Genomic DNA, 26,447 nt, shown 5'->3' with positions numbered 1-26,447 from the left:
GCATCGGATGCGCGCGGCAGGGCGCACCTCGCGGCCGCGAACAGCCGAGGATGCGGATCAGATCGCAGCGGCGAGGGGTGGGGCTCGGCCCCGAAGCGTCGCGAGGAGAAGACTGTCGTCTGCGTGCGCGACAGCGAAGCGACCGCGGAGGACTCTCGATGCAGGAAGCGCCGGAAGCACCAGGACGTGGTCGACACGGCGCCGCAGCCACCGGACCACCTGGACCGCGAGGTCGCGTACAGCGAGGACGAGCCGCTCGCCCCGGTGCAGAGCGGCGACCGTCAGCAGTGCAGCAAGACCGTGAGCGAGCCACATCGAGGCGTCCACGGCGACTGCTTCGGGGATTCCGGTGGTGGGCGGCAGTACGAGCGGTGCGCCGTGCACGTGGGACGTGGGGATTCCGGAGGGGGTGAAGGTACCGAGGACGAAGAGGGTGTGGAACAGGAACTGACTCACGGCGACCGAGATGCCGAGTCGGATCAACGAGAGTGAACGCCCCGCGAGCAGTACGCAGATCATGAAGGAGAAGATCCACGGCACGAGGATGCCGAGTGCGCCGGGCATCTGGCCGCCACCGGAGACGTGGCCGGCGAGAGCGACGAAGATCGCGAGTGACGAAGCAGCGAAGCCGCGGACGACGGCTGGCTTCCTGGACTCGGTCACGGATCCAGTCTGGCATGGACCCCGCGACCGCCTCGCCGGGCTGAGCGATCGGGCATCGGGCTTGTCGCCCGGCTCACGGACGCGATGAGCCTGCTGCCCGCTTGACCACGTCGTACGCGGCGAGCGCGGCCTTCCGCGTCGCGCCCAGGTCGACGAGAGGCACGGCCGGTGCATCCGACGCCCAGCGCGAGATGTACAGGTGCTGCGGGTCGAACTTCTTCGCCTGGAGCTCAGGGTTGAAGATGCGGAAGTAGGGGGCAGCGTCGGCACCGGATCCTGCCACCCACTGCCAGTTGAACGGGTTGTTGGCCTCGTCCGCGTCGACGAGAGTGTCCCAGAACCACTCCTCGCCGAGGCGCCAGTCGATGAGCAGGTTCTTCACCAGGAACGAGGCCGCGACCATCCGCACCCGGTTGTGCATGTAGCCGGTATGCCGGAGTTCGCGCATTCCGGCATCCACCAGCGGCACACCGGTCTCCCCGTGCTGCCAAGCCTCGAGATGGGCCGTGTCCAACGGGGGCCAGGGGAACGCGTCGAACTCCGGACGCAGATTCTCGGTCGCGAGGTCGGGCGCGTGGTACAGCGTGTGCCAGGCGAACTCGCGCCAGCCGAGCTCGGACAGGAAGCCACCGGCACCGTCGACCGTGACGGCCTCGTCGTAGACGGTGAACGGGCTGATCTCTCCCCAGCGCAGATGGGGGGACAGCAACGAGGTCGCTCCGGCAGACGGCTCGTCGCGGGCGCGGTCGTAGTGTGCGATGTCCTCGTCGAGGAAGCGTCGCAGGCGCCGTCGCGCGGCGGGCTCGCCGGGCTCCCAGGTCTCGCGCAGGCCACCGGCCCAATCGGGACGGGTGGGCAGCAGATCCCAGTCGTCGAGGGCATCGGATGCGGGAGCACGATCCGGGCCGTCGACTGCGCGCGGCTCCGGCAGCGGAGCTCGGGGTGCCGGCAGCGCGAGGCACGCGCGCCAGAACGGGGTGAAGACGGAGTAGTGCGTCCCGCTGCTGGTCGTCACCGTCCACGGTTCGTGCAGCAGGGAGCCAGCGAAGGAGGTGACCTCGAGTCCGTCGGCCCGGAGCGACGACTTCAGTGCCGAGTCGATCTCGCGCGCGGCACCCCCGTACCGGCGGTTCCAGAACACCGCGCCTGCTCCGACCTCCGCCACCGTCTCACGCACGACGCGATCGGCGGCGCCGCGACGCAGGACGAGTGCACCGCCACGCTCGCGGAGACGTTCGTCCAGTGATGCCAGCGAGTGGTGCAGCCACCAACGGGCAGCGCCGCCGAGGGGCCGGATGCCCGGCGACTCCTCGTCGAGCACATACAGCGCGATGACCGGTTCGTCTCGATCGATCGCGGCGCGCAGCGCCGGGTTGTCGGCGAGACGGAGATCATCGCGGAACCACACGAGCGAGGGGGATGTCATGGGACCATTCTCTTCGAGCTCACGGGGATGGTTCGTCGCTCAACGCCGACGGCGGTCACGGCGGCGGGGTGCCTCGTCCCCGGTCGACCACAGCGCCCACAGGACGAGGACCGGCTGGAGGAACAGCCTGCCGAATCGTCGGGCATCCGTGTCGAGTCCCGGCGTCGAGCGCTTGGTCTGCCACTGATGGATGTTCCCGGGCATCACGACGACGAAGAACGCGGCGGTCGCCCAGCCGATGCGGCGGCGTTCTTTCGGCAGTGCGAGCAGCCCTGCGGCGAGCGCGACCTCAGCGGCGCCAGAGGCGATCACGATGGTGTCCTTGTCGAGCCTGGTCAGGCGGGTGGCCCAGTCCGGCACCACCACCCGGAATCCGCGGGTGCTGAGGAAGTGGCCGACCCCGATCGCGCCGAGCGCGATCGCCAGGATCCATCGTGCGACTGCTCTGTCCATCCGTTCACGCTACGTGAAGTCGGGCAGGTCGGGGCGTCCGGACTCACTCCCAGGAGGCAGATCACAATGGCACCCCGGTAGCTGTCGGGCGGCTTCGTCGGATACCTACTCTGACGGCATGCGCTCACATCTCCTCACCGCTTCCGCCGCAGCCCTCCTCGTCGCGGTCGCGACCGCACTCGCGGGGTGCGCGTCGTTCGACTCGAGCCCGCTGGTCGCCGAGCAGCGCGAGATCACCGATGTGCGCGTGGTGGAGCTCCGCACCGAAGGCGACCTGACGGTCCGGATCGGCACAACTCCCTCTCTGACCGTGACTGCCGGAGAACGGATCATCGACCGTCTGACCGCCGAAGTCTCGGACGGCGCGCTGCGCCTGGACTGGGCCGGCGATTCGATGCCGCGCAACGCGAAGATCAGCTACGAGCTCACCGTGACTGCCTTGGAATCGGTCACGGTGCTCGGCTCCGGCGACGCGAGGGTCGACTTCACGGGAGCGAGCGAGCCCACGATCATCGTCAGCGGCTCAGGTGACGTCGACGCCACCGGCATCGACGCGATGAGCGCCGAGATCACGATGGACGGCTCCGGGGAGGTCACCGTCGAGGATGCGAAGGTGGACAACCTCTCGGTGCGCATCGGCGGCGCGGGCGGAGCCGCCATCGACGGGACCGCAGGGACGCAGCGGGTCGAGCTGAACGGGAGCGGCGACTATCAGGCAACCGGTCTCCGCAGCGCCGAGGTCTTCCTCGAGGTCCATGGTTCCGGGGGTGCCGACATCTCCGCGGATGCCCGGCTCGAGGTGATCCTCGACGGCAGTGGCGATGTCTTCTACGGCGGCGGTGCCCGGGTCACGAAGGACGTGTCGGGATCGGGTGAGCTCAGCCGGCGCTGAGCTCACCGCGGGATCCACCGTCACTCCGCGGCGGGCATCCTGCTGCGCTCCCAGGAGCGGAACTCGTCGGCGATCTCCGATGCGTGCGTGTGGTGGAGGTAATGCTCCCCGTCGAGGGGGACGACCGTTCCGTCCGTGACGGCCGCGGCCTGCTCCTCGTGCAACCCGACCCACGTGGGCACGGTCGGATTGTCCGCCACGACGAACAGCAACAGCGGGAGGTCTTCCGGGAAGCTCGTGTCGAGCGCGTCCTCGAAGTTCGCGTGAAGCAGGGACATCGCGTTCAGATATGTGGGGCTCAGTGTGTTCCGGTTCGTGAGCAGGGCGATCTGCTCGCGCGCCTCCTCGGAGTAGACGGACGCGTCGTAGCCCGTGCCGCGGAAGGAGGCGATGAGTCGCACCAGCCCAAGGTTCTTCGCGGCGCCGAAGAGCCCGACGGGCAGCTCGGTGTCCGAGCCGGGCTGCCCGGGGACGCTGCTGTCGATCCCGACGAACGCCCGCACCTCATCGGGATAGCGGGTCGCGAACTGGATGCCGTAGATGCCGGCGATGGAGTGCCCCATCAGGACGTAGTCGTCGAACCCCAGCTCGCGGAGAGCGGCGTGCGTCTCCGTCACGATGTTGTCGGTGGTGCGTGCGCGATCCGTGCCGTCGCTCAATCCGTAGCCGAAGGGCTCGACCACGATGACACGGTGATCCTTCGCGAGGTCGGCCACGAGCGGCTCGAAGTCGAGTACGGGAGACGCGGTGCCGAACCCCGGGAGGAGGACGACGTCCTCCGTGCCCGCACCGGTGATCAGGACGTTCATCTCCTGACCGTCGACGGTGACCTTCTGCCCGTACGGTTCGATCCGATCCTGTTCGACCGCGGTGGCCACCGCATTCCCGACGGTGGTCGTCGTCAGTCCGACCGCGATCACGGCGACGACGGATGTGAGCGCGATGAGCGCTCTCCTGACAGGCTTCTTCATGCCGACCTCTCTCGACGCACTCGCTGCGCGCCCTCCTTCCAGCGTGCCGCCGGGCACCTGCTGCCGCATCGACCTGACGCAGACACCCGTGTACTGCGATCGCGGTACACGCGGCTCATCCCGGCGGGGGATCCGGTACCGCGCGTCGCGGGGAATACTGGAGGGATGCCGGCACCTCGTCCACCAGGAATCGCGGCGCCGCTGGGCGACCTCATCGCGGTCGCCGTCGTGGTCGTGTTCGCCGTGTCGCCGTTCCCGGACGAGGCGTTCCGTGCGACCGGATGGCTGCTCGTCATGGCCCTCGTCCCCGCCGCCGTGATGCCGCTGCGCCGCCGGCGTCCGCTCCTCGTACTCTCGGTCAGCCTGCTGTGCGCGGTGGTTCTGGCCTTCGCGGGAATCCTCTCGCCGAGCGGGCTGATCGCAGTGGCGATCAGCGCCTTCGCCGTCGTGGATCGTCGAGGGCGGTGGGTCGGCATCGTGACGGTGAGTGCGGCGATGACCATCGTCTTCTTCTCCAACGCGATCCCCCTCGACGGCGATCTCTTCGACGCCCGTGCGCTGCAGTTCGTCTTCATCATCGCCCTCGCCGGCGCGCTCGGAGATGCGACCCGGTCGCGACGCGAGTTCGTCTCCGCGATGACCGAGCGAGCGGAGCGGGCCGAGCAGGGGCGTGATGAGGAAGCGCGTCGGCGCGTCGCCGAGGAGCGGGTGCGCATCGCTCGCGACCTGCACGACGTGGTGGCTCACCAGATCTCGGTCATCAGCCTGAACGCCGGCGTGGCGTCTTCCGCGCTGGAGACCCGCCCGGAGCGTGCGCGAGAGGCGTTGAGCACCATCCGGCGTTCGTCTCGCACTGTGCTCGCCGACATCGGCGGGCTGATGGCGCTGTTGCGCTCCGACGATCCCGACGACCTTCGCGATCTTCATCCGCAGGTCGGCCTCGCCGGTCTCGACGGCCTCGTCACGCAGTTCCGCGAGGCCGGGCTGGACGTCGTTCTGCAGGACGACCCCGATCGCGCGGCCCTGTCGCCTGCCAGCGATCACGTGGCTTATCTCGTGGTCCTCGAGGGGCTGACGAACGCCCACAAACACGGCGCGGATGGCACGGCCGTCCTCAGCGTCGATGCGGGAGGCGACTCGCTCCGTCTCGTGGTCCTGAATCAGGTGGTCCCCGAGACCGATCCGGTGTCCGATGAGGACGGCCACGGTCTGCGAGGTCTGCGCGAGCGCGTCCTCGCGGTGCGAGGAGATGTCGAGCTCAGTCGGGCCGACGGGGTGTTCCGTCTCGACGTGCGGATCCCCATCGACGGAGGCGCCCGATGATCACGGTGATCATCGCGGACGACCAGCCCTTGGTGCGTCAGGCCGTGCGCGACATCCTCACCGACGGCGGCATCCGTGTGATCGGGGAAGCAGCGACCGGCGTCGACGCCGTGCGCGCCGTCGGGGACGATGCGCCGGACGTCGTGGTGATGGACATCCGGATGCCGGGGCTCGACGGCATCGCCGCCACCGCGCAGATCTGCGGCGGCGATTCGGGTGGCCGCACCCGTGTGCTCATCCTCACGACCTTCGAGGAAGACGACTACGTGGTCGCCGCTCTCCGTGCCGGTGCGAGCGGGTTCATCGGCAAGGGCGCCGAACCCGATGACATCGTCGACGCGGTGCGGGTGGTCCATCGCGGTGAGGCACTGCTGTCGTCGGCGGCGACCCGAGCGCTGATCGAGCGCTCGGTGCTGCCGCAGCATCCGCGCCCGGATGCCTGGGAGAGCGAGCCGCTGCGGCAGCTCACCGAGCGAGAACGTGAGGTGCTGCTGCTCGTGGCCGGCGGGGCGTCGAATCAGGACATCGCCGAAGGTCTCGTGATCTCACCGCACACGGCCAAGACGCACGTGAACCGCATCATGTCGAAGCTCCATGCGCGCGATCGGGCGCAGCTCGTGATCCAGGCATACGAATCCGGACTCGTCATCCCCTCGCGCGGACAGCACGACTGAGCGCGACGGACTGTCACACTGGGCGGATGACCGTCGCGCGCATCGTGATCCTCTTCGTTCTCGCCGCCGTCGCCGAGATCGGCGGTGCCTGGCTGATCTGGCAGGCGGTGAAGGAGAACCGCGGCTGGATCTTCGCGGTGCTCGGTGTGATGGCGCTCGGTGCGTACGGTTTCATCGCCGCGCTGCAGCCCGACGCGAACTTCGGGCGCGTGCTCGCCTCGTACGGCGGGATCTTCATCGCCGGGTCCCTGGCGTGGGGCATCATCGTCGACGGGTTCAAGCCGACGATGTGGGATTGGACCGGATCCGCGATCGCCCTGCTCGGCGCGGCCATCATCATCCTCGCGCCGACCGCGTCGAACGCCGCATCCGACACCCTCGCGTAGCGGTCAGGAGCGCCTGGCCGTGCGAGTAACCTGGGTACCGACCCAGATGGAGAGTTTCTGTGCCTGAAAACGCCCGGCCGAATGACGGCTTCGCCCTGTTCACTGACCGAAACGTCGTCGCGATGCGCGTCAACGGCGATCTCAAGGATCTCGCCACGACCGTCACCGACAGCGACGAGGTCGAAGCGGTCACGATCGACAGCGCCGATGGACTGAACATCCTCCGCCACTCGGCAGCCCACGTGCTGGCGCAGGCGGTGCAGCGCATCAACCCGCAGGCGAACCTCGGCATCGGCCCGCCCATCACCGACGGGTTCTACTACGACTTCGGCGTGGAGACCCCGTTCACGCCCGAGGACATCAAGGCCATCACGAAGGAGATGCAGCGCATCGTCCGTGAGGGCCAACGCTTCGTCCGCCGTGTCGTGACCGACGACGAGGCGCGCGCCGAGCTCGCGGACGAGCCGTTCAAGCTCGAGCTCATCGGCCTCAAGGGCGGGAAGGAAGCCGCCGAGGGCGCCTCCGTCGAGGTCGGCGAGGGCGAGCTGACGATCTACGACAACACCACCCGCGACGGAGAGGTCGTCTGGAAGGACCTCTGCCGCGGTCCGCACCTGCCCAACACGCGCATGATCGGCAACGGCTGGGACCTCACCCGCATCGCCGCCGCGTACTGGCGGGGCAGCGAGAAGAACCCGCAGCTTCAGCGCATCTACGGCACCGCCTGGCCGACCAAGGACGAGCTGCGCGCGTACCAGCACCGTCTCGAGGAGGCCGCCAAGCGCGACCACCGCCGCCTCGGCAAGGAACTCGACCTGTTCTCCTTCCCCGAGGAGATCGGCTCCGGCCTCTCGGTCTGGCACCCGCGCGGCGGCGTGATCCGCGGCGAGATGGAGCAGCACGCTCGCAAGCGCCACATCGAGGGCGGCTACACCTATGTGTACACGCCGCACATCTCGAAGGAAGATCTCTTCCTCACCTCGAACCACCTCGTCACGTACAAGGAGGGCATGTTCCCGCCGATCGTGATGGACGAAGAACGCGACGACGAGGGCAACATCACCAAGCAGGGCCAGGACTACTACCTGAAGCCCATGAACTGCCCGATGCACATCCTCATCTACAAGGAGCGCGCACGGAGCTATCGCGACCTGCCGTTGCGATTCGCCGAGAACGGCACGGTCTACCGCAACGAGCTCTCCGGAGCGCTGCACGGTCTCACGCGCGTGCGCGGCTTCACGCAGGACGACTCACATCTCTTCGTGACGCCTGACCAGCTCGAAGCAGAGGTCGCCAAGGTCCTGGAGTTCATCCTCTCGATGCTCCGCGACTTCGGTCTGACCGACTTCGAGCTCGAGCTGTCGATGAAGGACGACGAGAAGTCCAAGTGGATCGGCTCCGACGAGTTCTGGGAGTCGTCGACCGACGCCCTTCGCCGCGTCGCCGTCGCCTCGGGCCTCAAGCTGACCGAGGTTCCCGGTGAGGCCGCGTTCTACGGTCCGAAGATCGACCTCAAGACGCGCGACGCGATCGGTCGCACCTGGCAGCTCTCGACCGTGCAGGTCGACCCGAACCTGCCGGAGCGCTTCGACCTCGAGTTCATGGACAAGGACGGGCAGAAGAAGCGCCCGATCATGATCCACCGCGCTCTCTTCGGTTCCATCGAGCGGTTCTTCGCGATCCTGCTCGAGCACTACGCCGGCGACTTCCCGGTGTGGCTGTCGCCGGTGCAGGTCGTGGGCATCCCGGTCGCGGACGACTTCGCAGACTACCTGGGCGAGGTCATCGACACGCTCCGTTCCCAGGGGGTACGGGCCGAGCTCGATACCTCCGACGACCGGATGCAGAAGAAGATCCGCACTCACACGACCGGCAAGGTGCCGCTGCTTCTGATCGCGGGGGAGCAGGACCGCGCTGCGGGTACGGTCTCCTTCCGCTACCGCGACGGCGCGCAGGAGAACGGTGTGCCGATCGCCGACGCGGTGGCCCGCATCCGTGCCGCGATCGACTCCCACGCCCTCGTGCAGACAGCAGGGGATCTGGCGTGACTGACGGGGTGGAGCAGCCGCTGGAGGATGCAGGACGCCTGGTGGGCGTGCCAGATGAGTTCCAGCGGCTGTGGACCCCGCACCGGATGGCGTACATCCAGGCGGGGCCGGAGCCGCTGCGCGAGGAGTGCCCGTTCTGCGAGGCGCCGAAGTTCCCGGATGCGGAGCGGCTCATCGTCGCGCGGGGCGAGACGGCCTACGTGCTGCTGAACCTGTTCCCGTACAACTCCGGGCATCTGCTCGTGTGCCCGTATCGCCACATCGGAACGTACGACCAGGCGACGCCCGAGGAGGTCGCCGAGATCGGCGCGCTCACGCAGACCGCGATGCGGGTATTGCGTGAGGTCTCCCGCTGCGACGGATTCAATCTCGGTATGAATCAGGGTGCTGTGGCGGGCGCGGGCGTCGACGCCCACCTGCACCAGCATGTGGTGCCGCGGTGGACGTCGGACGCGAACTTCTTCCCGATCATCGCGAAGACCAAGGCGCTCCCGCAGCTCCTCGGCGAGGTGCGCGAGGCCGTTGCTGACGCCTGGCCTGAGCCCGGTCGCTGAGAAGCCTCGGCTCAGCGCACCTGGCGGGCGGTGAACTGCATCCGGGGGTTGGCGTAGAACTCCTGCGCCTCGACGAGCTGCAGCTCACGCTCACCGGACTCCAAGGTGGCCTTCAGCAGGTCGTAGACGCTCGATGCCGTGCGCTCGAGTGCGGTCTTCGCACTCCCGGTCTCGACATAGTGGGCGGTGAACAGGGCGGCGGTGACATCGCCGGAGCCGTTGGCCTTCATCGGCAGGTGAGGGGTCTGCACGATCCAGGCGCCCTGCTCATCGGCGGCGAGCATCTCGATCGTGCCCTCTTCGCGGTCGGGCCGCTCGACACTCGTCACGAGTACGGTGCGCGGACCCAACGCGTGGGCGAGGTCGACAGAGGCGAGGGTGGACTCCAGCGTGTCCGGCTCGGTGTCGGTGAGGAAGCCGAGCTCGAACTGGTTCGGAGTGATGATGTCGGCGACCGGCACGACCCGCTCCCGCAGCAACACAGGGATGGCCGGGGCGACGAAGCACCCGGACTTGGCGTTGCCCATGACCGGATCGCAGGCGTACACGGCATCCGGGTTCGCAGCCTTCACACGGGCGACCGCGTCGATGATGACATCGCCGATGCCCTCGCCGCCCTGGTACCCGCTGAGGATCGCATCGATCTGACCGAAGACGCCGCGCTCCTCGATGCCCGTGATGACCTCGCGCACGTCGTCCGGAGCGATCAGCGGGCCGCGCCAGGCGCCGTAGCCGGTGTGGTTGGAGAAGTTCACGGTATAGACCGGGAGCACCTCGACGCCGATGCGCTGCAGCGGGAACACGGCGGCGGAGTTGCCGACGTGTCCGTAGGCGACGGCGGACTGGATGGAGAGGACCTTCATTCCCCGATCCTTTCGTTAAGGGCGGGCAGGTGCCCGCGACGGGTGGTGGTCATCGTCCGGCGGCGACGAGGTCGGCGACGAGAGCCTCGGTCTCGTCCTCGGACAAGTCGTGCACGGTCAGGCGTAGGTGATGAGACGGCTCGGCGCGATCGTCGAGAGCGAAGTCGTCTCCGGTGCGGGCGAGCCATCCGCGTCGCATCAGCCGATCCGCGACGGTGCGTGCTGGCCGCGGGAACTCCACCCACAGGCTGAGGCCGTCGGTCGGGGTCGCGTCGAGGCCACCGACTCGCAGCCGTTCCGCGAAGGCGGCGTTCCGCTCCGCGTAGTGGGAGGCGGCCGCTGCGACCTCCGCCATGACGCTCTCGTCGGTCAGCTGCGTCAGGGCGAGCCGCTGGAGCAGGTGACTGACCCAGGTCGTCCCGGGGCTCAGCCGCATCGCGAGCCGCTCGGCCGTCTCGGCATCCGTCGCCGCGATCGCGAGGCACATGTCGGGTCCGAGGAACTTCGACACGGAGCGGACCAGCGCGAACCGGCGGTGTTCGGAGCCGATGAGCGACTCGTAGGGCTGCCGGGACAGCATCGAGAAGTGGTCGTCCTCGATGATCAGCACATAGGGGTGGTCGGCGAGCACCGCACGGAGCTCGGCCGCTCGCGTCGCGGTGAGGCTCGCCCCGGTCGGATTCTGCGCGCGGGGAGTGCAGATGATGGCCCGGACTCCGGCGTCCAGCGCGGCGCGGAGTCCCTCGACGGTCATGCCCTCGGCATCGACCGGAACCGGAACAGCGCGGTATCCGCCCAGGCGCACGGTGTGGATGCTGGCCAGGAAGCAGGGGTCTTCGAGCGCCACCGCATCGTCGCGCATCAGAGCCTGGGCGAGCAGCCGTTCGACCGCGTCCACGGCGCCGCTGGTCACGGTGATGCGGAAGTCGATGTCGCCCAGGTCCGCCGACATCCATCGGCGCGCCCACTCGTCGAGACCGCGATCGATCACCGGCTCTCCGTAGAGCACGGGACGGGAGGCGATGGTCATCAGCGCAGAGGCCGGGTCGGGGATGAGGCGCGGATCCGGGTTGCCCGTGCCGATGTCGCGGAGCACGGTGTCGGGAGCGTATCCCTCCTGCGCCACCGACTCGAGGCCCGCGACGACGGTGCCGGCGCGTCCTCGTGAGATGACCAGACCTGCCTGCGCGAGCTGGCGGTACGCCGCGACGGCGGTGTTCCGGTTCACTCCGAGCGTGGCGGCGAGCTCTCGAACCGGGGGGAGCACGCTTCCGGCCTGCAGGATTCCGCGATCGCGCAGCGAGCGCACGCTATCGGCGATGTCCGACGCGGTCGTGCCTGTGATCTGGTCGCTCATGGTCCTCCTCAGCGATTCTAGGTCGATTCGGACAGTGCTATGTTTGATCTAGATCAAACCCGACTTCGGTGCATCCGACAGGAGTTCCCCATGACCGAGCAGACCACCACCGGATCCTCGCGTGTCAAACGCGGCCTCGCCGAGATGCTCAAGGGCGGCGTCATCATGGACGTCGTCACGGCAGAGCAGGCGAAGATCGCGGAAGATGCCGGTGCTGTCGCCGTCATGGCGCTCGAGCGCGTTCCTGCGGACATCCGCGCTCAGGGCGGAGTCTCGCGGATGAGCGACCCCGACATGATCGACAGCATCATCGACACGGTCTCGATCCCGGTCATGGCCAAGGCCCGCATCGGACACTTCGTCGAGGCCCAGATCCTCCAGGAGCTCGGCGTCGACTACATCGACGAGTCCGAGGTGCTCTCACCCGCCGACTATGTGAACCACATCGACAAGTTCGGCTTCACGGTTCCGTTCGTCTGCGGAGCCACGAACCTCGGCGAGGCCCTTCGGCGTATCAACGAGGGCGCGGCGATGATCCGCTCGAAGGGCGAGGCCGGCACGGGCGACGTCTCCGAGGCGATGAAGCACATCCGCAAGATCCGCGGCGAGATCGCCGCCCTCACCGCTCTGCCCAAGGACGAGCTCTTCGTCGCGGCGAAGGAGCTGCAGGCGCCGTACGAGCTCGTGGCTGAGATCGCCGAGACCGGCAAGCTCCCCGTCGTGCTGTTCGTCGCCGGCGGCGTCGCCACACCCGCGGATGCCGCGATGATGATGCAGCTCGGCGCCGACGGCGTCTTCGTGGGTTCCGGCATCTTCAAGTCGGGCAACCCGGTCGAGCGGGCGAAGGCGATCGTCAAGGCGACCACGTTCTACGACGACCCGAAGGTCGTCGCCGAGGCCTCGCGCGGTCTCGGCGAGGCGATGGTCGGCATCAACGTCAGCGACCTTCCCGCCCCGCACCGCCTCGCCGAGCGTGGCTGGTAGCACCCGCGTCGGAGTCCTCGCGCTGCAGGGCGACGTGCGCGAACACGCCGCTCTGCTCGCCGGTCTCGGCGCCGAGGTCGTTCTCGTGCGCCGGCCGGAGGAACTGGCGAGCGTCGACGGTCTCGTGCTCCCCGGAGGGGAGTCGAGTGTGATCGACAAGCTCTCCCGCATCTTCGGGATGCAGGAGCCGATCCGCGGCGCGATCGCGTCCGGTCTCCCGGTCTACGGGACGTGTGCCGGGCTGATCCTCCTCGCCGATACGGTGCTGGACGGCATCGAGGGTCAGGAGTCGTTCGGCGGCATGGACATCGATGTGCGCCGCAATGCCTTCGGTCGCCAGACGGAGTCGTTCGAGACGGAACTCCACGTCCCCGCGCTGGGGGAGCCTCCGGTGCGCGCGACGTTCATCCGCGCCCCGGTGGTCGAGCGTGTGGGCGCCGGTGTCGACCTCTTGGCGTCGCTCACAGACGGCACGGTCGTCGCCGTCGAGCAGGGCGGCCTGCTCGGAACGAGCTTCCACCCGGAGGTCGACGGCGAGACGCGCTTCCACGAGCGCTTCCTCGAGAAGGCACGGACCCGTGCTGGGAAATACGTGCGCTAGCGCCAGCGATCGCGAAAGTCGCGCCGCATGCGCGGTCCGCTATGCCGTGCGCTCAGGGGCTATGTAGATGTCCGGGTGTCAGAGCACGCGCCGATGGGAGATCAGCCAGTCGTACAGCTCGGGGTTGTCGTAGGTCTCGGTCCAGGAGTCGTGACCGACGCCCGCATATCGCGTGAACCGGACGTCGGCGTCGAGCGAGCGGAGTTCGGTGATGATCTCCTCCGTGGCGGAGATCGGCACGACATCATCGGCGTCGCCGTGGAAAGCCCAGACGGGCAGGTGACGAATCGGCGCAGCACTCTGCATCCAGAGCCCGCCGCAGATCGGCGCGATCGCGGCGAACCGATCGGGATAGCGCACCGCCAGGCTCCAGGTTCCGAAGCCGCCCATGCTCAGCCCGGTCACCGAAATGCGGGCCGGATCGACACGGTGCGTCGAGACGACTTCGTCGACCAACCCGGACAGGGTCGAGAGCTCCGCGACCCACTGACTGGACTCACCGCACTGCGGGGTCACGAGGATGAAGGGGAACTCGTGACCGTCATCTGCCAGCCGCGGCGGACCGTGCGTCGCGGCGAGGTCGAGGTCGAAACCTCGTTCGCCCGCACCGTGCAGGAACAGCACGAGGGGCCAGAGCCTGCCCGGATCGGCGTCGTAGTCATCCGGAAGATGGACCAGATACCGCAGCACATCTGCCGGTGTCGGTGCGTCGTCGTGCACGTCCGACGTGCGAACGGCAGGAGCGATGTGTCGTGATCTGCGCATGCCTCCATCCTGCGCCACCCGTGCCGGTCTTCCGACGGGACGATGTAGCGCCATCGGCTGCGGTCGTGTTCTAGTGCGTGCCGGGTGACGACGCTGCTCGGTCCCGAACATCGGACAACAGCGCGGCGAGCTACCCCAGGGCGGGGAGGGCCTGCGCCCGTTGGAATGTGCGGAGTCCGGGGAGCAGCGGTATCTCGGGTTGCGCCTGTGCGAACCAGAGGTACGACGCGAAACCGGAGATCACCGGCAGCATGTCGTGGACGGGCGGGGCTCCGTGCTCTTCGAACAGCGGCCATGCCTCTGCGCACGAGGGACCGCCCGAGGCCTCGATGCTCGGCAGCAGACACGGGAGATCGACCCACGGGGCTCCGCGGCGGGCGTTCGGCCAATCCACGAAACGTGCTCGCCCATCGCTGATGAGGATGTTGTCGGCACGCACGTCGTCGTGCAGGATGACGTCTCCGTCGACCACAGCAGGGAAGTCCCGTTCGATACGCAGCAGATCACTCATCCGCGATCGCACGGCGTCGGGGAGGCCTGCAAGCAGACGCTCATCGCGAGCGATCTGCTCCCATCGGGTGAAGTCGGGGAGCATGCTGTCCGCCGCGCCGGCCAGGCCGAGTGGCGCCCTCGTCGACGAGAGGATGCTGAGGGTCGTAGCGATGGAGTGCAGATCATCCGCGGACCAAGGGCTGCCCGGGTGATGTCCATCGATCGCCTCGAGCACGAGCGCGGCCCCGACAGCCTCATCGATCTCACCCCGCACCGCCGGAGCGATCGTCGCCGGCATCGTCGCCAGCACCTGCATCTCGGCCCGGAGGAAGTGCAGGGAGTCGGGATGCCAATCTCGTGCGCATGCCTTGACGAAGGCCTTGCCGCGAGTGGTCGTGACGACCCCCGCGTACGACGCGCTGAACCCACTCTGTGCCGGCTCGTCACGGACGAATCGTCCTCCGATCGCATCCATGATGCGCGCACGCAGCACCAGGGGGAGTGAGGTCCACTCCGGTCGGAGGCGATCGGCGCCTGCGCTCATCGTGACGTTCCCTTCGCTCGCAGCGTCGCGATATCCGCGGGGCACGGGTTCCTCGACGTTAGCAGCCGTCGACAGCACGACCGAAGGTCGTGGTCATTGGGTGCGCGAGCCGGCGGCGACGAGCCCGCGGACGGCTTCCACCGTGCGGTCGATGTCCTCAGCCGTGGTCGCCCACGACGACATCGAGCATCGGAGGGCCGCACGGCCATCCCACTCGGCTCCGGTCATCGCGGCCGTCCCCTCTCTGAGGATCGCGGCGCCCAGCGCACGTGTCGTCTCGTCGGAGCCGAGGCGGAACATCACCTGTGTGTAGTCGACGTCGTTGAGGATCTCCACCGTGTCCACCGATGCGAGCCCCGCCGCGATCGCGAGGGCGTTCGTGTGCAGACGGTCCATCAGCTCCGCGATGCCCGACCGCCCGAGGCTGCGCAATGCGGCCCAAGCGGGGACGCCGCGGGCGCGACGCGACAGCTCGGGCGTGACATCCCACGGATCGAGGCCCGAATAGATCAGATAGTCGCCTCCCGTGCGGAAGGCCGCGATGGAGTCCGCCGGGTCGCGCACGATCGCCATGCCGCAGTCGTACGGCACGTTCAGCGTCTTGTGGGCGTCGGTCGCCCAGGAGTCGGCATCCGCGATGCCGGTGGTGAGGTGGCTGAGTGCGGGAGACGCCGCCGCCCACAGCCCGAAAGCCCCGTCGATGTGCACCCAGGCGCCGTGTCGGCGCGCGATCGGGATCAGCGTGGCGAAGTCGTCGAAGGCGCCGGTGTGCACCTCTCCCGCCTGCAAGCACACGATGAGGGGTCCCTGTCCGCCGACGAGAGCCCGTTCGAGCGCATCCGCGCTCATGCGTCCTTGGTCGTCCGACGGGACCACTGTCAGCTCCGTTCGTCCGATCCCCAGGAAACGTGCCGCGCGGTCGATCGACCCGTGTCTGTCGGCTCCGACGACGAAGCGCAGCGGGGGAGAACCGTGGAATCCCTGCTCGGCGATGTCCCATCCCTCGCGAGCCAGCACAGCGTGCCGCGCGGTGGCGAGGCAGGTGAAGTTGGCCAGCTGGCCGCCCGTGACGAAGCCCACACTCGCGGTGGCGGGAAGTCCGAAGAGATCGAGCATCCACTGTCCCGCGATCCGTTCCATCGCGACCGTCGCCGGTGTGAGCATCGAAGAGCCCGCGTTCTGGTCCCATGCCGAGACGAGCCAGTCGGCGGCCAGCGCCGCGGGATGCGTCCCGCCGATCACGAAGCCGAAGAACCGACCACCGGGGATGGCGACGAGCCCGGGATCGGCGCGCACGGCCATCTCCTCGACTACCGCTGCGGGGTCCGTTCCGTGCTCAGGCAGCGGGCCGCCGAAGGCGGCCAACATGTCGTCGAGCGATGCTCTCGGCCACACCGGCCGCTCGGCCACCGTGCCCAGGAAGTGGAGGGCGGCATGGTGCGCGGTCTCGAGTGCGCGGGTCCGGTTGTCGGGAGCCATCTCGTTCATGTCTCAGGCCTACACCCGGGCGTCGTGCCGCGCCAGAGGTCCCCCGCTCGCGAGGAGCGGGGTGGCGATCAGTAGGGTTGATCGCATGATCGGCGCACGCGAATGGCAACTCATCGGGCTGAACAACCTCTACATGAATCTGCAACGACTGCACGTCTACGATCGCGCCTCGGCGATGATCGGCGGGACCGCCGAGGACGAGTCACGGACCAGCGCCCTTCGCGGATGGATGGACGCCGTCGTGGCGGCGATGGAGCCGGTACTGCAGGGGCGAGAACTCGAGCAGGCGACGCAGGACTCTCTGCTGCCGCTGGTGCCATGGCTCCGTGAGGAGGTCGGTCGCTATTACGCGATGCACGATCCCAGCGCCCCGTTGCGGGAGCAGGCCGCATTCGGAGCGGCCCACGTGCTCGCCTGCGACTACCAGATGAAGGGTGAGCGCGCGATCGCCGAAGCGGTCGGCAAGCCGAGGGAGGCCGACCGCCTGCTCCAGCGCGTCCCGATGATGATGTCGCTCGTCCGGCAGGCGAACGCGGCGGTGGGCGCATGCGCTGAGGGAGAACCGAGCGCCGAGGTCGCGGGGTACATCGCCGAGCACGTGCGGGTCACGCGCGGGGATGAATCGCGCATGATGCTGCAGATCGGTTCCGTGCCGGTCACGCTGCAGGGTCGAGACCCACGGGAATGACGGCTCCGCGGTCGGCGAGGGCGGAGCCTGCTCAGGCGACCACGGCTATTCGATAGAATGGACGACGCGCTGGACACGGCTCCGGGGCGGATACGACGAGCGGAGACATATGTCCGGGCATTCCAAGTGGGCGACCACGAAGCACAAGAAGGCCATCATCGACTCCAGGCGCGCGAAGTCCTGGGCCAAGCTCATCAAGAACATCGAGGTCGCCGCGAAGCTCGGCGGACCCGATCTGGCGGGCAACCCGACGCTCTTCGACGCCGTCCAGAAGGCCAAGAAGACCTCGGTCCCCAAGGACAACATCGATCGCGCGGTGAAGCGCGGCGCCGGTATCGGCGGCGAAGCCGTCGAGTACCTCTCGATCATGTACGAAGGCTACGGACCCAACGGCGTGGCCCTCATGATCGAGTGTCTGACCGACAACAAGAACCGGGCCGCGGCCGAGGTCCGCACGGCTCTCAGTCGCAACGGCGGGACGCTGGCCGACCCGGGAAGCGTCGCCTACAACTTCAGTCGTAAGGGCGTCATCGTCGTCGGCTCCGAGGGCACCACCGAAGACGACGTCATGATGGCGGCACTCGAGGCGGGTGCCGAGGAGATCGAGCCGCACGCCGAGGGGTTCGAGGTCATCACGGAAGCGACCGACCTCGTGGCCGTGCGCAGCGCGCTCCAGGAAGCCGGGATCGACTACGAGTCGGCCGATGTCGAGTTCGTCCCGAACCTCAAGGTCGAGATCGACGCCGACACCGCGCGCAAGATCTTCCGACTGATCGATGCCCTCGAAGACAGCGAAGACGTGCAGAACGTCTTCACCAACTTCGATCTCACCGCAGAGGTGCAGGCCGAGCTGGAGAACGACGAGGCGTAGGCGCGCCGGACGCCTCGTGTCGGTTCGGCCGCCTAGCCTGGGGGAGTGACCTCCTCTCTGCGCGTGCTCGGCATCGACCCCGGGCTCACCCGGTGCGGCGTCGGCGTCGTCGATGTCGACCGCTCGCGCCGCGGCACACTCGTGCACGTGGGGGTGATCCGCTCGTCACCCGACGCGGAGATCGGTGATCGTCTCGCCATCGTCGCCGCGGGTATCCGTGCCGTGATCGCGGAGCACCGTCCCGATGCCGTGGCCGTCGAGCGCGTGTTCGCCCAGCAGAACACGCACACCGTGATGGGGACGGCCCAGGCGAGCGGAGTGGCGCTGCTGGTCGCGGCCGAGTCGGGGCTGCCCGCCGCCACCCACACCCCGAGCGAGGTCAAAGCGGCGGTGACCGGATACGGCGCGGCAGACAAGCGGCAGGTGCAGACCATGATCGCGCGCATCCTGCGCCTGGATGCACTGCCGCAGCCCGCGGATGCCGCGGATGCTCTGGCGATCGCCCTGTGTCACGCCTGGCGCCGCGGCGGGGCCGCCTCTTCCGCGTCCGGAGCACTGACACCGGCCCAGCGCGCCTGGGCCGACGCGGAGAAGCGTGTCGGTCGAACATACCTACGAGCGACGCCGTAGGCTGAGTGGATGATCTCCTCTCTGCACGGTGTCGTCCTGCATGCGACGTCCGATCAGGTCGTCGTCGACGTGGGCGGAGTGGGGTTCGCCGTCGCCGTCCCCGCCGACGTCGCCCATACGGCCACCGTGGGGGAGAAGATGCTCCTGCACACGAGCCTCATCGTCCGAGAGGACTCGCTGGCGTTGTTCGGCTTCGCCGACCGGGGCGAACTCGAGATCTTCGGCCTCCTGATCAGCGTCACCGGCGTCGGACCCAAGTCGGCTCTCGGCGTGCTCTCGCACCTCACAGCGGATCAGATCGCTGAAGCGGTCACCGCCGAAGACGATGCTCCCTTCCGCCGTGTCTCCGGAATCGGCCCGAAGACAGCCAAGCTCATCGTCCTGCAGCTCGCCGGGAAGGTGCAGGCTCTCGCTGCGCCCTCGAAGCCGACGGCGGCGGGCGGGGGCGATGTCGTCACGCAGGTGGCGGCCGCACTCGTCGGCCTCGGCTGGTCGGAGAGGGTCGCCGCTGAGGCTGCGGCAGAGACCGCGGCCGATGCCACGGAGGCCGAGCGCACATCGGTCGCTTCGCTGCTGCGTCGCACACTCGCGCTGCTCGGCCCGGCGCAGGGGAGCCAGGCGCGTGTCTGACCCTCTGGACGCCAACGAGCCCTCCGACGAGACCGAGCTCGCGATCGAGGGTGCTCTGCGCCCGACGAGCCTCGGCGAGTTCGTCGGGCAGCAGAAGGTCCGCGGGCAGCTGAAGCTGCTCCTCGAGGCCGCGCGCATCCAGAGTCGGCCCGCCGACCACATTCTGCTCGCCGGCCCTCCGGGGCTCGGGAAGACGACGCTGGCGATGATCGTGGCGCATGAGAGCGAGCGCCCACTGCGTCTGTCGAGCGGCCCGGCGATCCAGCACGCCGGCGACCTCGCCGCCCTGCTGTCGAGCCTGGTGCCGGGGGAGGTGCTCTTCATCGACGAGATCCACCGCATGGCACGCTCGGCGGAGGAGATGCTGTACCTCGCTATGGAGGACTACCGGATCGACATCATGGTCGGCAAGGGTGCGGGGGCCACGAGCATCCCCCTCGAGCTCTCGCCCTTCACCCTGGTCGGCGCCACGACCCGATCCGGTCTCCTGCCGAACCCTCTGCGCGATCGGTTCGGCTTCACCGGGCACCTCGAGTTCTATGAGGAATCCGAGCTGGAGCAGGTGATCGCGCGCTCCGCGGCCGTCCTCGGCGTCGATCTGCCGACGGATTCGCTCTCGGAGATCGCTCGCCGCTCGCGTGGCACACCGCGGATCGCGAACCGTCTCCTCCGCCGCGTGCGCGACTATGCCCTGGTGCATGCCGACGGACAGGCCACCATCCACGAGGTCAGGGCGGCGCTGGAACTTTACGATGTCGACCCGATCGGCCTCGATCGGTTGGACCGTGCCGTGCTCGAGGCGCTCGTCCGCCGCTTCCGGGGAGGTCCGGTGGGCCTCAGCACGCTCGCGGTCGCGGTCGGCGAGGAAGGCGAGACGGTGGAGAGTGTGGTCGAACCGTACCTCGTGCGGATCGGCTTCCTCGGACGCACTCCTCGAGGTCGTGTGGCGATGCCCGAGGCCTACGCGCATCTGGGCGTGGCGCATCCAGACGGGATGCTTAAGTTGGATGACCTATAATCGCTGAAGACTTCCCGGTTACCTTCGCGCGCCCAAAGGCTGGAGCGTGCACCTGAGAAAGGCGCTTCCCCCATGCCCATGGAATTTCTCCTCTTCGGACTTCTTGCCGTCCTCCTGGTCTTCATGATCTTCAACACGCGCAAGCGGACGAAGCAGATGAAGGCGGAGCAGGAGGAGAAGGCGACCAAGACGGTCCCCGGTGCCAAGGTGCTTCTGCAGGGCGGCATCTACGGGACGATCGTCGCGTACGACCCCGAGGACCTCGACACTCCCGCACTCGTCGAGATCGCTCCCGGCACCATCATCGACGTCCACAGCCAGGCGATCCTGCGCGTCGTCGAGCCGAAGGATGTCGTCGTCGACGCGCCGTCCGATGAGATCGAAGAGCACACCGCCGAGGAGTCGATCGCTCCCGGAGTGGAGACTCCCGAGGAGACCCGCGCCCGCCTCGAGCGCGACGCCGACGACAAGTAAGTCCGCGGCCGACGCGGCCCCTCGGATCTCCGTCCTTCCAGAAAGCTGAACACACGTGGCTTCATCCTCTCCTGTCCGTCACGCCTGGCGGGTCCTCCTCGGACTGCTCCTCGTGACGGGCGTGCTCTTCGGCATCAACGCGCTGGGCGTGTACGTCTTCAAGGACAGCAACGGGGAGGCCGCGAGCTCGTGGTCGCCTGAGCTCGCCCTCGACCTGCAGGGCGGTACCCAGATCGTCCTGAGCGCCGAGACGGAGGACGGGGCGGCTCCGACACAGGAGCAGCTCGATCAGGCTGCGGCGATCATCCGCCAGCGCGTCGACGCCTCCGGTGTCGCCGAGGCCGACATCACGACCGAGGGCGGACAGAACATCGTCGTCCAGATCCCCGGTGAGGCCGATGCCCAGACGCGGGAGCGGATCCAGTCCAGCGCCCAGCTCGAGTTCCGTCCGGTGCTGTACACCACGGCCGCGAGCACCGAGTTCGTGGGGGAGGACGGCAACTCCACGCCGTTCCCGAGCCCCGACCCCTCGTTGAACGCGACGCCCACGGCCGCGCCGACCGACGCGAGCGACCTCTCCTGGGTCACGGAGAAGCTGACTGCGGAGTTCCAGGCCTACGACTGCGCGAATCCGGAGAACGACCCCTCCCGGGCGCCGAGGGACGAGCCGCTCATCGCGTGCTCCCCGGACGGTGCGCAGAAGTTCCTCCTCGGGCCCGCCGAGCTCGACGGCACGGCCATCACCGACGCCTCGGCCGGCCGCGACCCGAAGTCCGGCGCCTGGCTCGTTCAGCTCACGATGAACGGTGACGGCGCAGACGCCTTCGGCAAGGTCAGCACCCGGCTGAACCAGAACCGTCTCGACGGGCTCTCGCCCCGCGACCAGTTCGCATTCGTCCTCGACGGCAACGTGATCAGCGCGCCGCGGATGAACGGACAGATCCTCGACGGCCGCCCCAGCATCTCCGGCAGCTTCACGCAGGAGACCGCGACCACGCTCGCCGACCAGCTCAAGTTCGGTGCGCTGCCGCTGAGCTTCACCGTCCAGAGCTCCGACACCATCTCGGCGACGCTGGGTACCCAGCAGCTGCAGATCGGACTGATCGCCGGCCTCATCGGTCTCGCGCTCGTCGCGATCTACTCGTTGATCGTCTATCGCGCGCTCGGGTCGGTGATCATCGCCTCGATCGCGGTCATGGCGATCCTGACCTACGTCATCATCTGCATCCTGGCCTGGCGCATCGGCTTCCGCCTCTCGCTCGCCGGTGTCGCGGGTCTGATCGTCTCGATCGGCTTCACGGCCGACTCGTTCATCGTCTACTTCGAGCGAATACGAGACGAGCTCCGCGACGGCAAGTCCATCACTTCCGCCGTGGAAGACGGCTGGGGGCGAGCGAAGCGCACGATCTACATCTCGAAGTCGATCAACATCCTGGCGGCTCTCGTGCTGTACATCCTGGCCGACGCCACGGTGAAGGGCTTCGCGTTCACTCTGGGTCTCACGACGCTCATCGACGTGTTCATCTTCGTCATCTTCACGCACCCCGTGATGCAGCTCCTCGCGCGCACCCGGTTCTTCGGCGGGGGACACAAACTGTCGGGGCTCGACCCGGAGGCACTCGGTGCCGTGTACCGCAGCCGGTCCCAATACCGGGAAGTCACGACGGCAACCGTCGGGCGAGGCGCCAAGAACGCCCGTTCGCGCGGCGAAGCGGATCGTCGGCAGACGATCGCAGAACGCAAGCGCGCAGAAGCACTCGCGGGCGACAAACCCACCAACGCCGGAAGTGAGGGAGACGCCTGATGCCTTCCATGAATGAGTTCGGCAACAACCTCTACTCGGGGAAGACCTCCTTCCCGTTCGTCGGCAAGCGCCGCCTGTGGTTCATCATCGCGATCGTCCTCGTGGTGGGTTCGGCCCTCGTACCGCTGATCCGTCCGATCCAGTTCTCGATCGAGTTCACCGGCGGGTCGCAGTTCACCGTGCAGGCGCCCGACAGTGTCGAGCAGGACACCGCCACCGAGGCCGTCCAATCGGTCGTCCCGGGGGCCGCGACGAAGGTCGTCGTCGTCAACGACTCCGACATCCGTGTGCAGACCGACCAGATGAGTGCCGCCCAGACGCAGCAGGTCGCCGAGGCGCTGGCCGATGCATACGGCGTCGAGGCGTCGGATGTGACCTCGTCGTTCATCGGTCCGGCCTGGGGTGAGAACGTCACGAAGCAGTCGCTGTGGGGACTCGCGATCTTCCTGGCGCTCACCTTCCTGATCCTCGCGATCTACTTCCGTACGTGGAAGATGTCCGCCGCCGCGATCATCGGTCTGCTCGACGTCCTCGTGATCACCGTCGGTGTGTACGCTCTCGCCGGCTTCGAGATCTCTCCGGCGGCGGTGATCGGGTTCCTGACCATCCTGGCTTACTCGCTCTACGACACCACGGTCGTGTTCGACAAGATTCGAGAGAACACGACGGAGGACGGGGAGAAGTCTGCCCGGCTGTTCGGTGAATCGGTGAACCTCGCCGTGAACCAGACGCTCGTGCGATCCATCAACACCTCGGTCGTCGCGGCGCTGCCCGTCGGCGCCGTCCTCTTCATCGGCGCCTTCTGGCTCGGTGCGGAATCGCTCACCGACATCTCGCTGTCGATCTTCGTCGGCATCCTGGTCGCGACGTACTCCACCCTCTTCGTGGCAGCTCCGCTGTACTCGCTGTTCCGAGAGAACGAGCCGCAGCTCAAGGCGCGCGATGCGCGGATCCGCGAGGCCCGCAGCAAGGCGTCCGTCGAGGTCTGATCGGTCTCCTCAGCGGGAGCTCGGCCCGCACAGCACGCGTAGGATGAACTGATCGGGAGGTGAGTTGATGGCGGAACCGCAGACGTCATCGCAGGGATCGAGTCTGCGACGGCTGGTTCCCCGCATCTTCTCCCGCGCGTCCCGCATCAACGACCTCGACAACCTGATCCGGACGGTTCGTGCGAACCATCCGAAGGGCGACTTCTCCGTCATCGAGCGGGCCTATGCGGTCGCGAAGGAGAAGCACGAGGGGCAGAAGCGCCAGAGCGGTGAGCCGTACATCACGCACCCGCTCGCGGTCGCACAGATCCTGGCCGAGCTCGGTCTCGGGCCGCGAGCGATCGCGGCTGCACTCCTGCACGACACCGTCGAGGACACGGGCTATGCCCTGACCGATCTGACGGCCGAGTTCGGCGATGAGGTCGCCATGCTCGTCGACGGGGTCACCAAGCTCGACAAGGTCAAGTACGGCGAGAGCGCTCAGGCCGAGACGGTCCGCAAGATGATCGTGGCGATGTCGAAGGACATCCGCGTCCTGCTGATCAAGCTGGCCGACCGCCTGCACAACGCGCGGACCTGGGGATTCGTCCCTCCGGAGAAGGCCTCGAAGAAGGCCAAGGAGACCCTGGAGATCTATGCTCCGCTGGCGAACCGCCTCGGTATCCAGGCGATCAAGTCGGAGCTCGAAGACCTCTCCTTCGCGGTGCTGCATCCGAAGATCTACAACGAGATCCACAGCCTGATCGCCCAGCGCACGCCTCAGCGCGAGAAGTACCTGAACCAGGTCGTCGAGGAGATCGACGAGGATCTGCGCGATCTCCGCATCCGGGGCAAGGTCGTCGGTCGTCCGAAACAGCTCTACTCGGTGTACCAGAAGATGGTCATCCGAGGCCGCGAGTTCGACGACATCTACGATCTGATCGGCATCCGCGTCCTGGTCGCTTCGGTGCGGGACTGCTATGCGGTCCTGGGCGCCATCCACGCGCGCTGGACCCCGTTGCCCGGACGCTTCAAGGACTACATCGCCACCCCCAAGTTCAACCTCTACCAGTCGCTGCACACCACGGTGATCGGCCCCGCCGGGCGCACGGTCGAGATCCAGATCCGCACGCACGAGATGCATCAGCAGGCGGAGTACGGTGTCGCCGCGCACTGGATGTACAAGGAGCGGATGAACGGCGGCGGCAAGACCGAGGTCCGCGCCTCCGACACCGACATGGCGTGGCTCGCGCACATCTCCGACTGGCAGGCCGAGACGGCCGATCCGGGGGAGTTCCTCGACTCGCTCCGCTTCGAGATCGGCGCGAAGGAGGTCTACGTCTTCACCCCCAAGGGTCGTGTGATCGGGCTTCCGGCCAGCGCGACTCCGGTGGACTTCGCCTATGCCGTGCACACCGAGATCGGCCACCGCACCATGGGTGCGAAGGTCAACGGACGCCTGGTTCCGCTGGAATCCGAGCTGAAGAGCGGCGACGTCGTCGAGGTGTTCACCTCGAAGAACCCCGATGCCGGCCCCAGTCAGGACTGGCTCGGCTTCGTCGCCAGCACGCGCGCACGGAACAAGATCCGCGGATGGTTCACCAAAGAGCGCCGTGAAGAGGCCATCGAGCAGGGCAAGGAGGCCATCGCTCGCGCGATGCGCCGTCAGAACCTGCCGCTGCAGAAGCTGATGAGCCAGGACTCGTTCGCCGAGGTCGCGCGCGGGTTGCACTACGAAGACGTCTCCGCGCTGTACGCGGCGGTCGGGGAGGGGCACGTCTCGACGCAGTCGGTCCTCGAGAAGGTCACCGCGCTGGTCGCGGCCAACGACCCGAACACCGGCACCATCGACCTTCCCGGCAGCGTGCCGACGCGCGAGCCCCGTTCCGGGGATTCCGGGGTGCTCGTTCGCGGTGCCAACGACATCCTCGTGAAGCTCGCGAAGTGCTGCACTCCGGTGCCCGGCGACCAGATCGTGGGCTTCGTGACCCGTGGCAGCGGTGTCTCGGTGCACCGCGCGGACTGCGTCAACGTGAAGGCATTGAGCGCCGAGCAGGACCGCTTCGTCGAGGTGTCCTGGGCGCCGACCACCAAGAGCGTGTTCCGCGTGCAGATCCAGGTCGAGGCACTCGACCGCTCCGGTCTGCTCTCGGACGTCACGCGGGTGCTGAGCGAGCATCACGTCAACATCCTCTCCGCGACGGTGACGACGACCGACGAGCGTCTCGCGCTCAGCCGGTTCGTGTTCGAGATGGGCGATGCCGTGCACCTGGACCGCGTGCTCAACGCCGTCCGACGGATCGACGCCGTGTACGACGTCTACCGCGTCACCTCGTCCTGAGCGCGAGCCGCTCCAGCACGGCTGCTCCTGCTCGGCTTCCCGGAACCCGGCGCAGGCCCCGCAGCGCGGTGCGAGCGGCTTCGGGCGTCTCCGGACACACGATCGCGAGACGGTTCATCCAAGTAAGCACCCGAGGGTCACGGTGCAGCGTCGTCGCGAGGTCCAGCATCGTCCGTACCGGTGTGGAGACCGGGATGCCGCCGATCACCTGGACGTCGGATGCCGGAATCACGGTGTCGTGGAAGACCAGTCGCGCGCTGGTCACCGGTCGGAGCCGTCGCTCGACACATCGCCGGACGTGATGCACGGCGGGCGGCGTGTCGCCGGCGCCGTGGATCCAGGCGGCGGTCGGACCGGATGCCGCTGCGCCGGGTTGAACCAGGGTGGCGACGGCGCTCGCTCGGACATCCGCGCTCTCCACCAGATCTGCGGGGACATACGCGTCCCCGACCTCGACGACATGGCCGTCGATCCGGGCGGCGCTCAGCTCCGGCTGGCTCAATCGTTCACCGGGCAGATACAGAAACGCGGGGTGCATC

At 67.9% G+C, this 26,447-nt stretch carries 27 protein-coding genes; 17 read left to right on the top strand and 10 right to left on the bottom strand.

Features of this window, described 5'->3' with window-relative positions; genetic code table 11:
- Positions 1–57: 57 nt before the first annotated feature.
- The 3 genes from CQ045_RS03760 to CQ045_RS03750 all read right to left on the bottom strand — a co-directional run bounded on the left by CQ045_RS03760 (position 58) and on the right by CQ045_RS03750 (position 2,542).
- Positions 58–663 (bottom strand): hypothetical protein, encoded by a 606-nt coding sequence (locus CQ045_RS03760; protein ID WP_105721306.1) that lies wholly within the window; start codon positions 661–663, stop codon positions 58–60.
- A 73-nt stretch (positions 664–736) separates the two neighbouring features.
- Complete coding sequence (locus CQ045_RS03755; protein ID WP_105721305.1) at positions 737–2,089, bottom strand: deoxyribodipyrimidine photo-lyase; 1,353 nt, start codon at positions 2,087–2,089, stop codon at positions 737–739.
- 39 nt (positions 2,090–2,128) lie between these two features.
- Positions 2,129–2,542 (bottom strand): hypothetical protein, encoded by a 414-nt coding sequence (locus tag CQ045_RS03750; RefSeq protein WP_105721304.1) that lies wholly within the window; start codon positions 2,540–2,542, stop codon positions 2,129–2,131.
- Positions 2,543–2,660: 118 nt separating this feature from the next.
- Here CQ045_RS03750 and CQ045_RS03745 point away from each other — a divergent pair, with 118 nt between their 5' ends.
- On the top strand, positions 2,661–3,434 hold the full coding sequence (locus tag CQ045_RS03745; RefSeq protein ID WP_105721303.1) for a GIN domain-containing protein: 774 nt from the start codon (positions 2,661–2,663) through the stop codon (positions 3,432–3,434).
- A gap of 20 nt (positions 3,435–3,454) precedes the next feature.
- Here CQ045_RS03745 and CQ045_RS03740 read toward each other — a convergent pair whose 3' ends face one another.
- Positions 3,455–4,405 carry an alpha/beta fold hydrolase gene (locus CQ045_RS03740; RefSeq protein WP_105721302.1) on the bottom strand — a complete coding sequence of 317 codons (951 nt, stop codon included), beginning with the start codon at positions 4,403–4,405 and terminating at the stop codon, positions 3,455–3,457.
- 165 nt (positions 4,406–4,570) lie between these two features.
- Here CQ045_RS03740 and CQ045_RS03735 point away from each other — a divergent pair, with 165 nt between their 5' ends.
- The 5 genes from CQ045_RS03735 to CQ045_RS03715 all read left to right on the top strand — a co-directional run bounded on the left by CQ045_RS03735 (position 4,571) and on the right by CQ045_RS03715 (position 9,390).
- Complete coding sequence (locus CQ045_RS03735) at positions 4,571–5,728, top strand: sensor histidine kinase (protein WP_105721301.1); 1,158 nt, start codon at positions 4,571–4,573, stop codon at positions 5,726–5,728.
- Entirely contained in the window at positions 5,725–6,402 is a 678-nt protein-coding gene (locus CQ045_RS03730) for a response regulator transcription factor (protein WP_105721300.1), read from the top strand. Before CQ045_RS03735 ends, CQ045_RS03730 begins: the two co-directional genes overlap by 4 nt.
- 26 nt (positions 6,403–6,428) lie before the next feature.
- Positions 6,429–6,788 carry a YnfA family protein gene (locus CQ045_RS03725; RefSeq protein ID WP_105721299.1) on the top strand — a complete coding sequence of 120 codons (360 nt, stop codon included), beginning with the start codon at positions 6,429–6,431 and terminating at the stop codon, positions 6,786–6,788.
- 122 nt (positions 6,789–6,910) lie between these two features.
- The gene (gene thrS / locus CQ045_RS03720) at positions 6,911–8,836 is read left to right on the top strand and encodes a threonine--tRNA ligase (RefSeq protein ID WP_219844393.1); all 1,926 of its coding nucleotides are present in this window, start codon (positions 6,911–6,913) and stop codon (positions 8,834–8,836) included.
- A complete protein-coding gene (locus CQ045_RS03715; protein ID WP_105721297.1) occupies positions 8,833–9,390 on the top strand; it encodes an HIT domain-containing protein in 558 nt (185 codons plus the stop codon). The genes thrS and CQ045_RS03715 overlap by 4 nt, the downstream gene beginning before the upstream one ends.
- Positions 9,391–9,401: 11 nt before the next feature.
- Here CQ045_RS03715 and pdxY read toward each other — a convergent pair whose 3' ends face one another.
- A complete protein-coding gene (pdxY, locus tag CQ045_RS03710) occupies positions 9,402–10,253 on the bottom strand; it encodes a pyridoxal kinase PdxY (protein ID WP_105721296.1) in 852 nt (283 codons plus the stop codon).
- Positions 10,254–10,302: 49 nt separating this feature from the next.
- Entirely contained in the window at positions 10,303–11,610 is a 1,308-nt protein-coding gene (locus tag CQ045_RS03705) for an aminotransferase class I/II-fold pyridoxal phosphate-dependent enzyme (protein ID WP_105721295.1), read from the bottom strand.
- Positions 11,611–11,700: 90 nt separating this feature from the next.
- Between CQ045_RS03705 and pdxS the strand changes: the two genes are divergently transcribed.
- The gene (pdxS, locus tag CQ045_RS03700) at positions 11,701–12,594 is read left to right on the top strand and encodes a pyridoxal 5'-phosphate synthase lyase subunit PdxS (RefSeq protein ID WP_105721294.1); all 894 of its coding nucleotides are present in this window, start codon (positions 11,701–11,703) and stop codon (positions 12,592–12,594) included.
- Entirely contained in the window at positions 12,584–13,195 is a 612-nt protein-coding gene (pdxT, locus tag CQ045_RS03695; protein WP_105721293.1) for a pyridoxal 5'-phosphate synthase glutaminase subunit PdxT, read from the top strand. Before pdxS ends, pdxT begins: the two co-directional genes overlap by 11 nt.
- Before the next feature lie 78 nt (positions 13,196–13,273).
- Here pdxT and CQ045_RS03690 read toward each other — a convergent pair whose 3' ends face one another.
- From CQ045_RS03690 to CQ045_RS03680, 3 genes are all read right to left on the bottom strand, one after another.
- Entirely contained in the window at positions 13,274–13,960 is a 687-nt protein-coding gene (locus tag CQ045_RS03690; RefSeq protein ID WP_105721292.1) for an alpha/beta hydrolase-fold protein, read from the bottom strand.
- 130 nt (positions 13,961–14,090) lie between these two features.
- Positions 14,091–14,996, bottom strand: a complete 906-nt coding sequence (locus tag CQ045_RS03685; RefSeq protein WP_105721374.1) for an aminoglycoside phosphotransferase family protein — start codon at positions 14,994–14,996, stop codon at positions 14,091–14,093.
- Between the two features lie 93 nt (positions 14,997–15,089).
- Positions 15,090–16,484 carry an aminotransferase class V-fold PLP-dependent enzyme gene (locus CQ045_RS03680; protein WP_308737000.1) on the bottom strand — a complete coding sequence of 465 codons (1,395 nt, stop codon included), beginning with the start codon at positions 16,482–16,484 and terminating at the stop codon, positions 15,090–15,092.
- An 85-nt stretch (positions 16,485–16,569) separates the two neighbouring features.
- On the opposite strand from CQ045_RS03680, the gene CQ045_RS03675 reads away from it, so the two are divergent.
- The 9 genes from CQ045_RS03675 (at position 16,570) to CQ045_RS03635 (ending at position 25,908) form a co-directional block, all read left to right on the top strand.
- Positions 16,570–17,172: a hypothetical protein gene (locus tag CQ045_RS03675; protein ID WP_105721291.1), complete on the top strand. Its 603-nt coding sequence runs from the start codon at positions 16,570–16,572 to the stop codon at positions 17,170–17,172.
- Positions 17,173–17,281: 109 nt separating this feature from the next.
- On the top strand, positions 17,282–18,043 hold the full coding sequence (locus tag CQ045_RS03670) for a YebC/PmpR family DNA-binding transcriptional regulator (protein ID WP_105721290.1): 762 nt from the start codon (positions 17,282–17,284) through the stop codon (positions 18,041–18,043).
- A 45-nt stretch (positions 18,044–18,088) separates the two neighbouring features.
- A complete protein-coding gene (gene ruvC, locus CQ045_RS03665) occupies positions 18,089–18,673 on the top strand; it encodes a crossover junction endodeoxyribonuclease RuvC (protein ID WP_105721289.1) in 585 nt (194 codons plus the stop codon).
- Between the two features lie 9 nt (positions 18,674–18,682).
- Positions 18,683–19,303, top strand: coding sequence for a Holliday junction branch migration protein RuvA (gene ruvA / locus CQ045_RS03660; protein ID WP_105721288.1), 621 nt, complete (start codon positions 18,683–18,685; stop codon positions 19,301–19,303).
- A complete protein-coding gene (ruvB, locus tag CQ045_RS03655) occupies positions 19,296–20,321 on the top strand; it encodes a Holliday junction branch migration DNA helicase RuvB (RefSeq protein WP_105721287.1) in 1,026 nt (341 codons plus the stop codon). Before ruvA ends, ruvB begins: the two co-directional genes overlap by 8 nt.
- Before the next feature lie 72 nt (positions 20,322–20,393).
- Positions 20,394–20,795 carry a preprotein translocase subunit YajC gene (gene yajC / locus CQ045_RS03650; protein ID WP_374955007.1) on the top strand — a complete coding sequence of 134 codons (402 nt, stop codon included), beginning with the start codon at positions 20,394–20,396 and terminating at the stop codon, positions 20,793–20,795.
- Between the two features lie 55 nt (positions 20,796–20,850).
- The gene (gene secD, locus CQ045_RS03645) at positions 20,851–22,599 is read left to right on the top strand and encodes a protein translocase subunit SecD (protein ID WP_105721285.1); all 1,749 of its coding nucleotides are present in this window, start codon (positions 20,851–20,853) and stop codon (positions 22,597–22,599) included.
- Positions 22,599–23,588 carry a protein translocase subunit SecF gene (secF, locus tag CQ045_RS03640; RefSeq protein ID WP_105721284.1) on the top strand — a complete coding sequence of 330 codons (990 nt, stop codon included), beginning with the start codon at positions 22,599–22,601 and terminating at the stop codon, positions 23,586–23,588. Before secD ends, secF begins: the two co-directional genes overlap by 1 nt.
- A 67-nt stretch (positions 23,589–23,655) precedes the next feature.
- On the top strand, positions 23,656–25,908 hold the full coding sequence (locus CQ045_RS03635; RefSeq protein ID WP_105721283.1) for a bifunctional (p)ppGpp synthetase/guanosine-3',5'-bis(diphosphate) 3'-pyrophosphohydrolase: 2,253 nt from the start codon (positions 23,656–23,658) through the stop codon (positions 25,906–25,908).
- Here CQ045_RS03635 and CQ045_RS03630 read toward each other — a convergent pair.
- Positions 25,895–26,446 carry a type IV toxin-antitoxin system AbiEi family antitoxin gene (locus CQ045_RS03630; RefSeq protein ID WP_105721282.1) on the bottom strand — a complete coding sequence of 184 codons (552 nt, stop codon included), beginning with the start codon at positions 26,444–26,446 and terminating at the stop codon, positions 25,895–25,897. The two genes, CQ045_RS03635 and CQ045_RS03630, sit on opposite strands and share 14 nt — an antisense overlap.
- Position 26,447: the final 1 nt, after the last annotated feature.

It is taken from the genome of Microbacterium sp. MYb66 (assembly GCF_002979435.1).
GTDB lineage: Bacteria > Actinomycetota > Actinomycetes > Actinomycetales > Microbacteriaceae > Microbacterium.
Note: the sequence above shows the minus strand (reverse complement) of the source record. Positions and strands in the feature narration are given on the sequence as shown.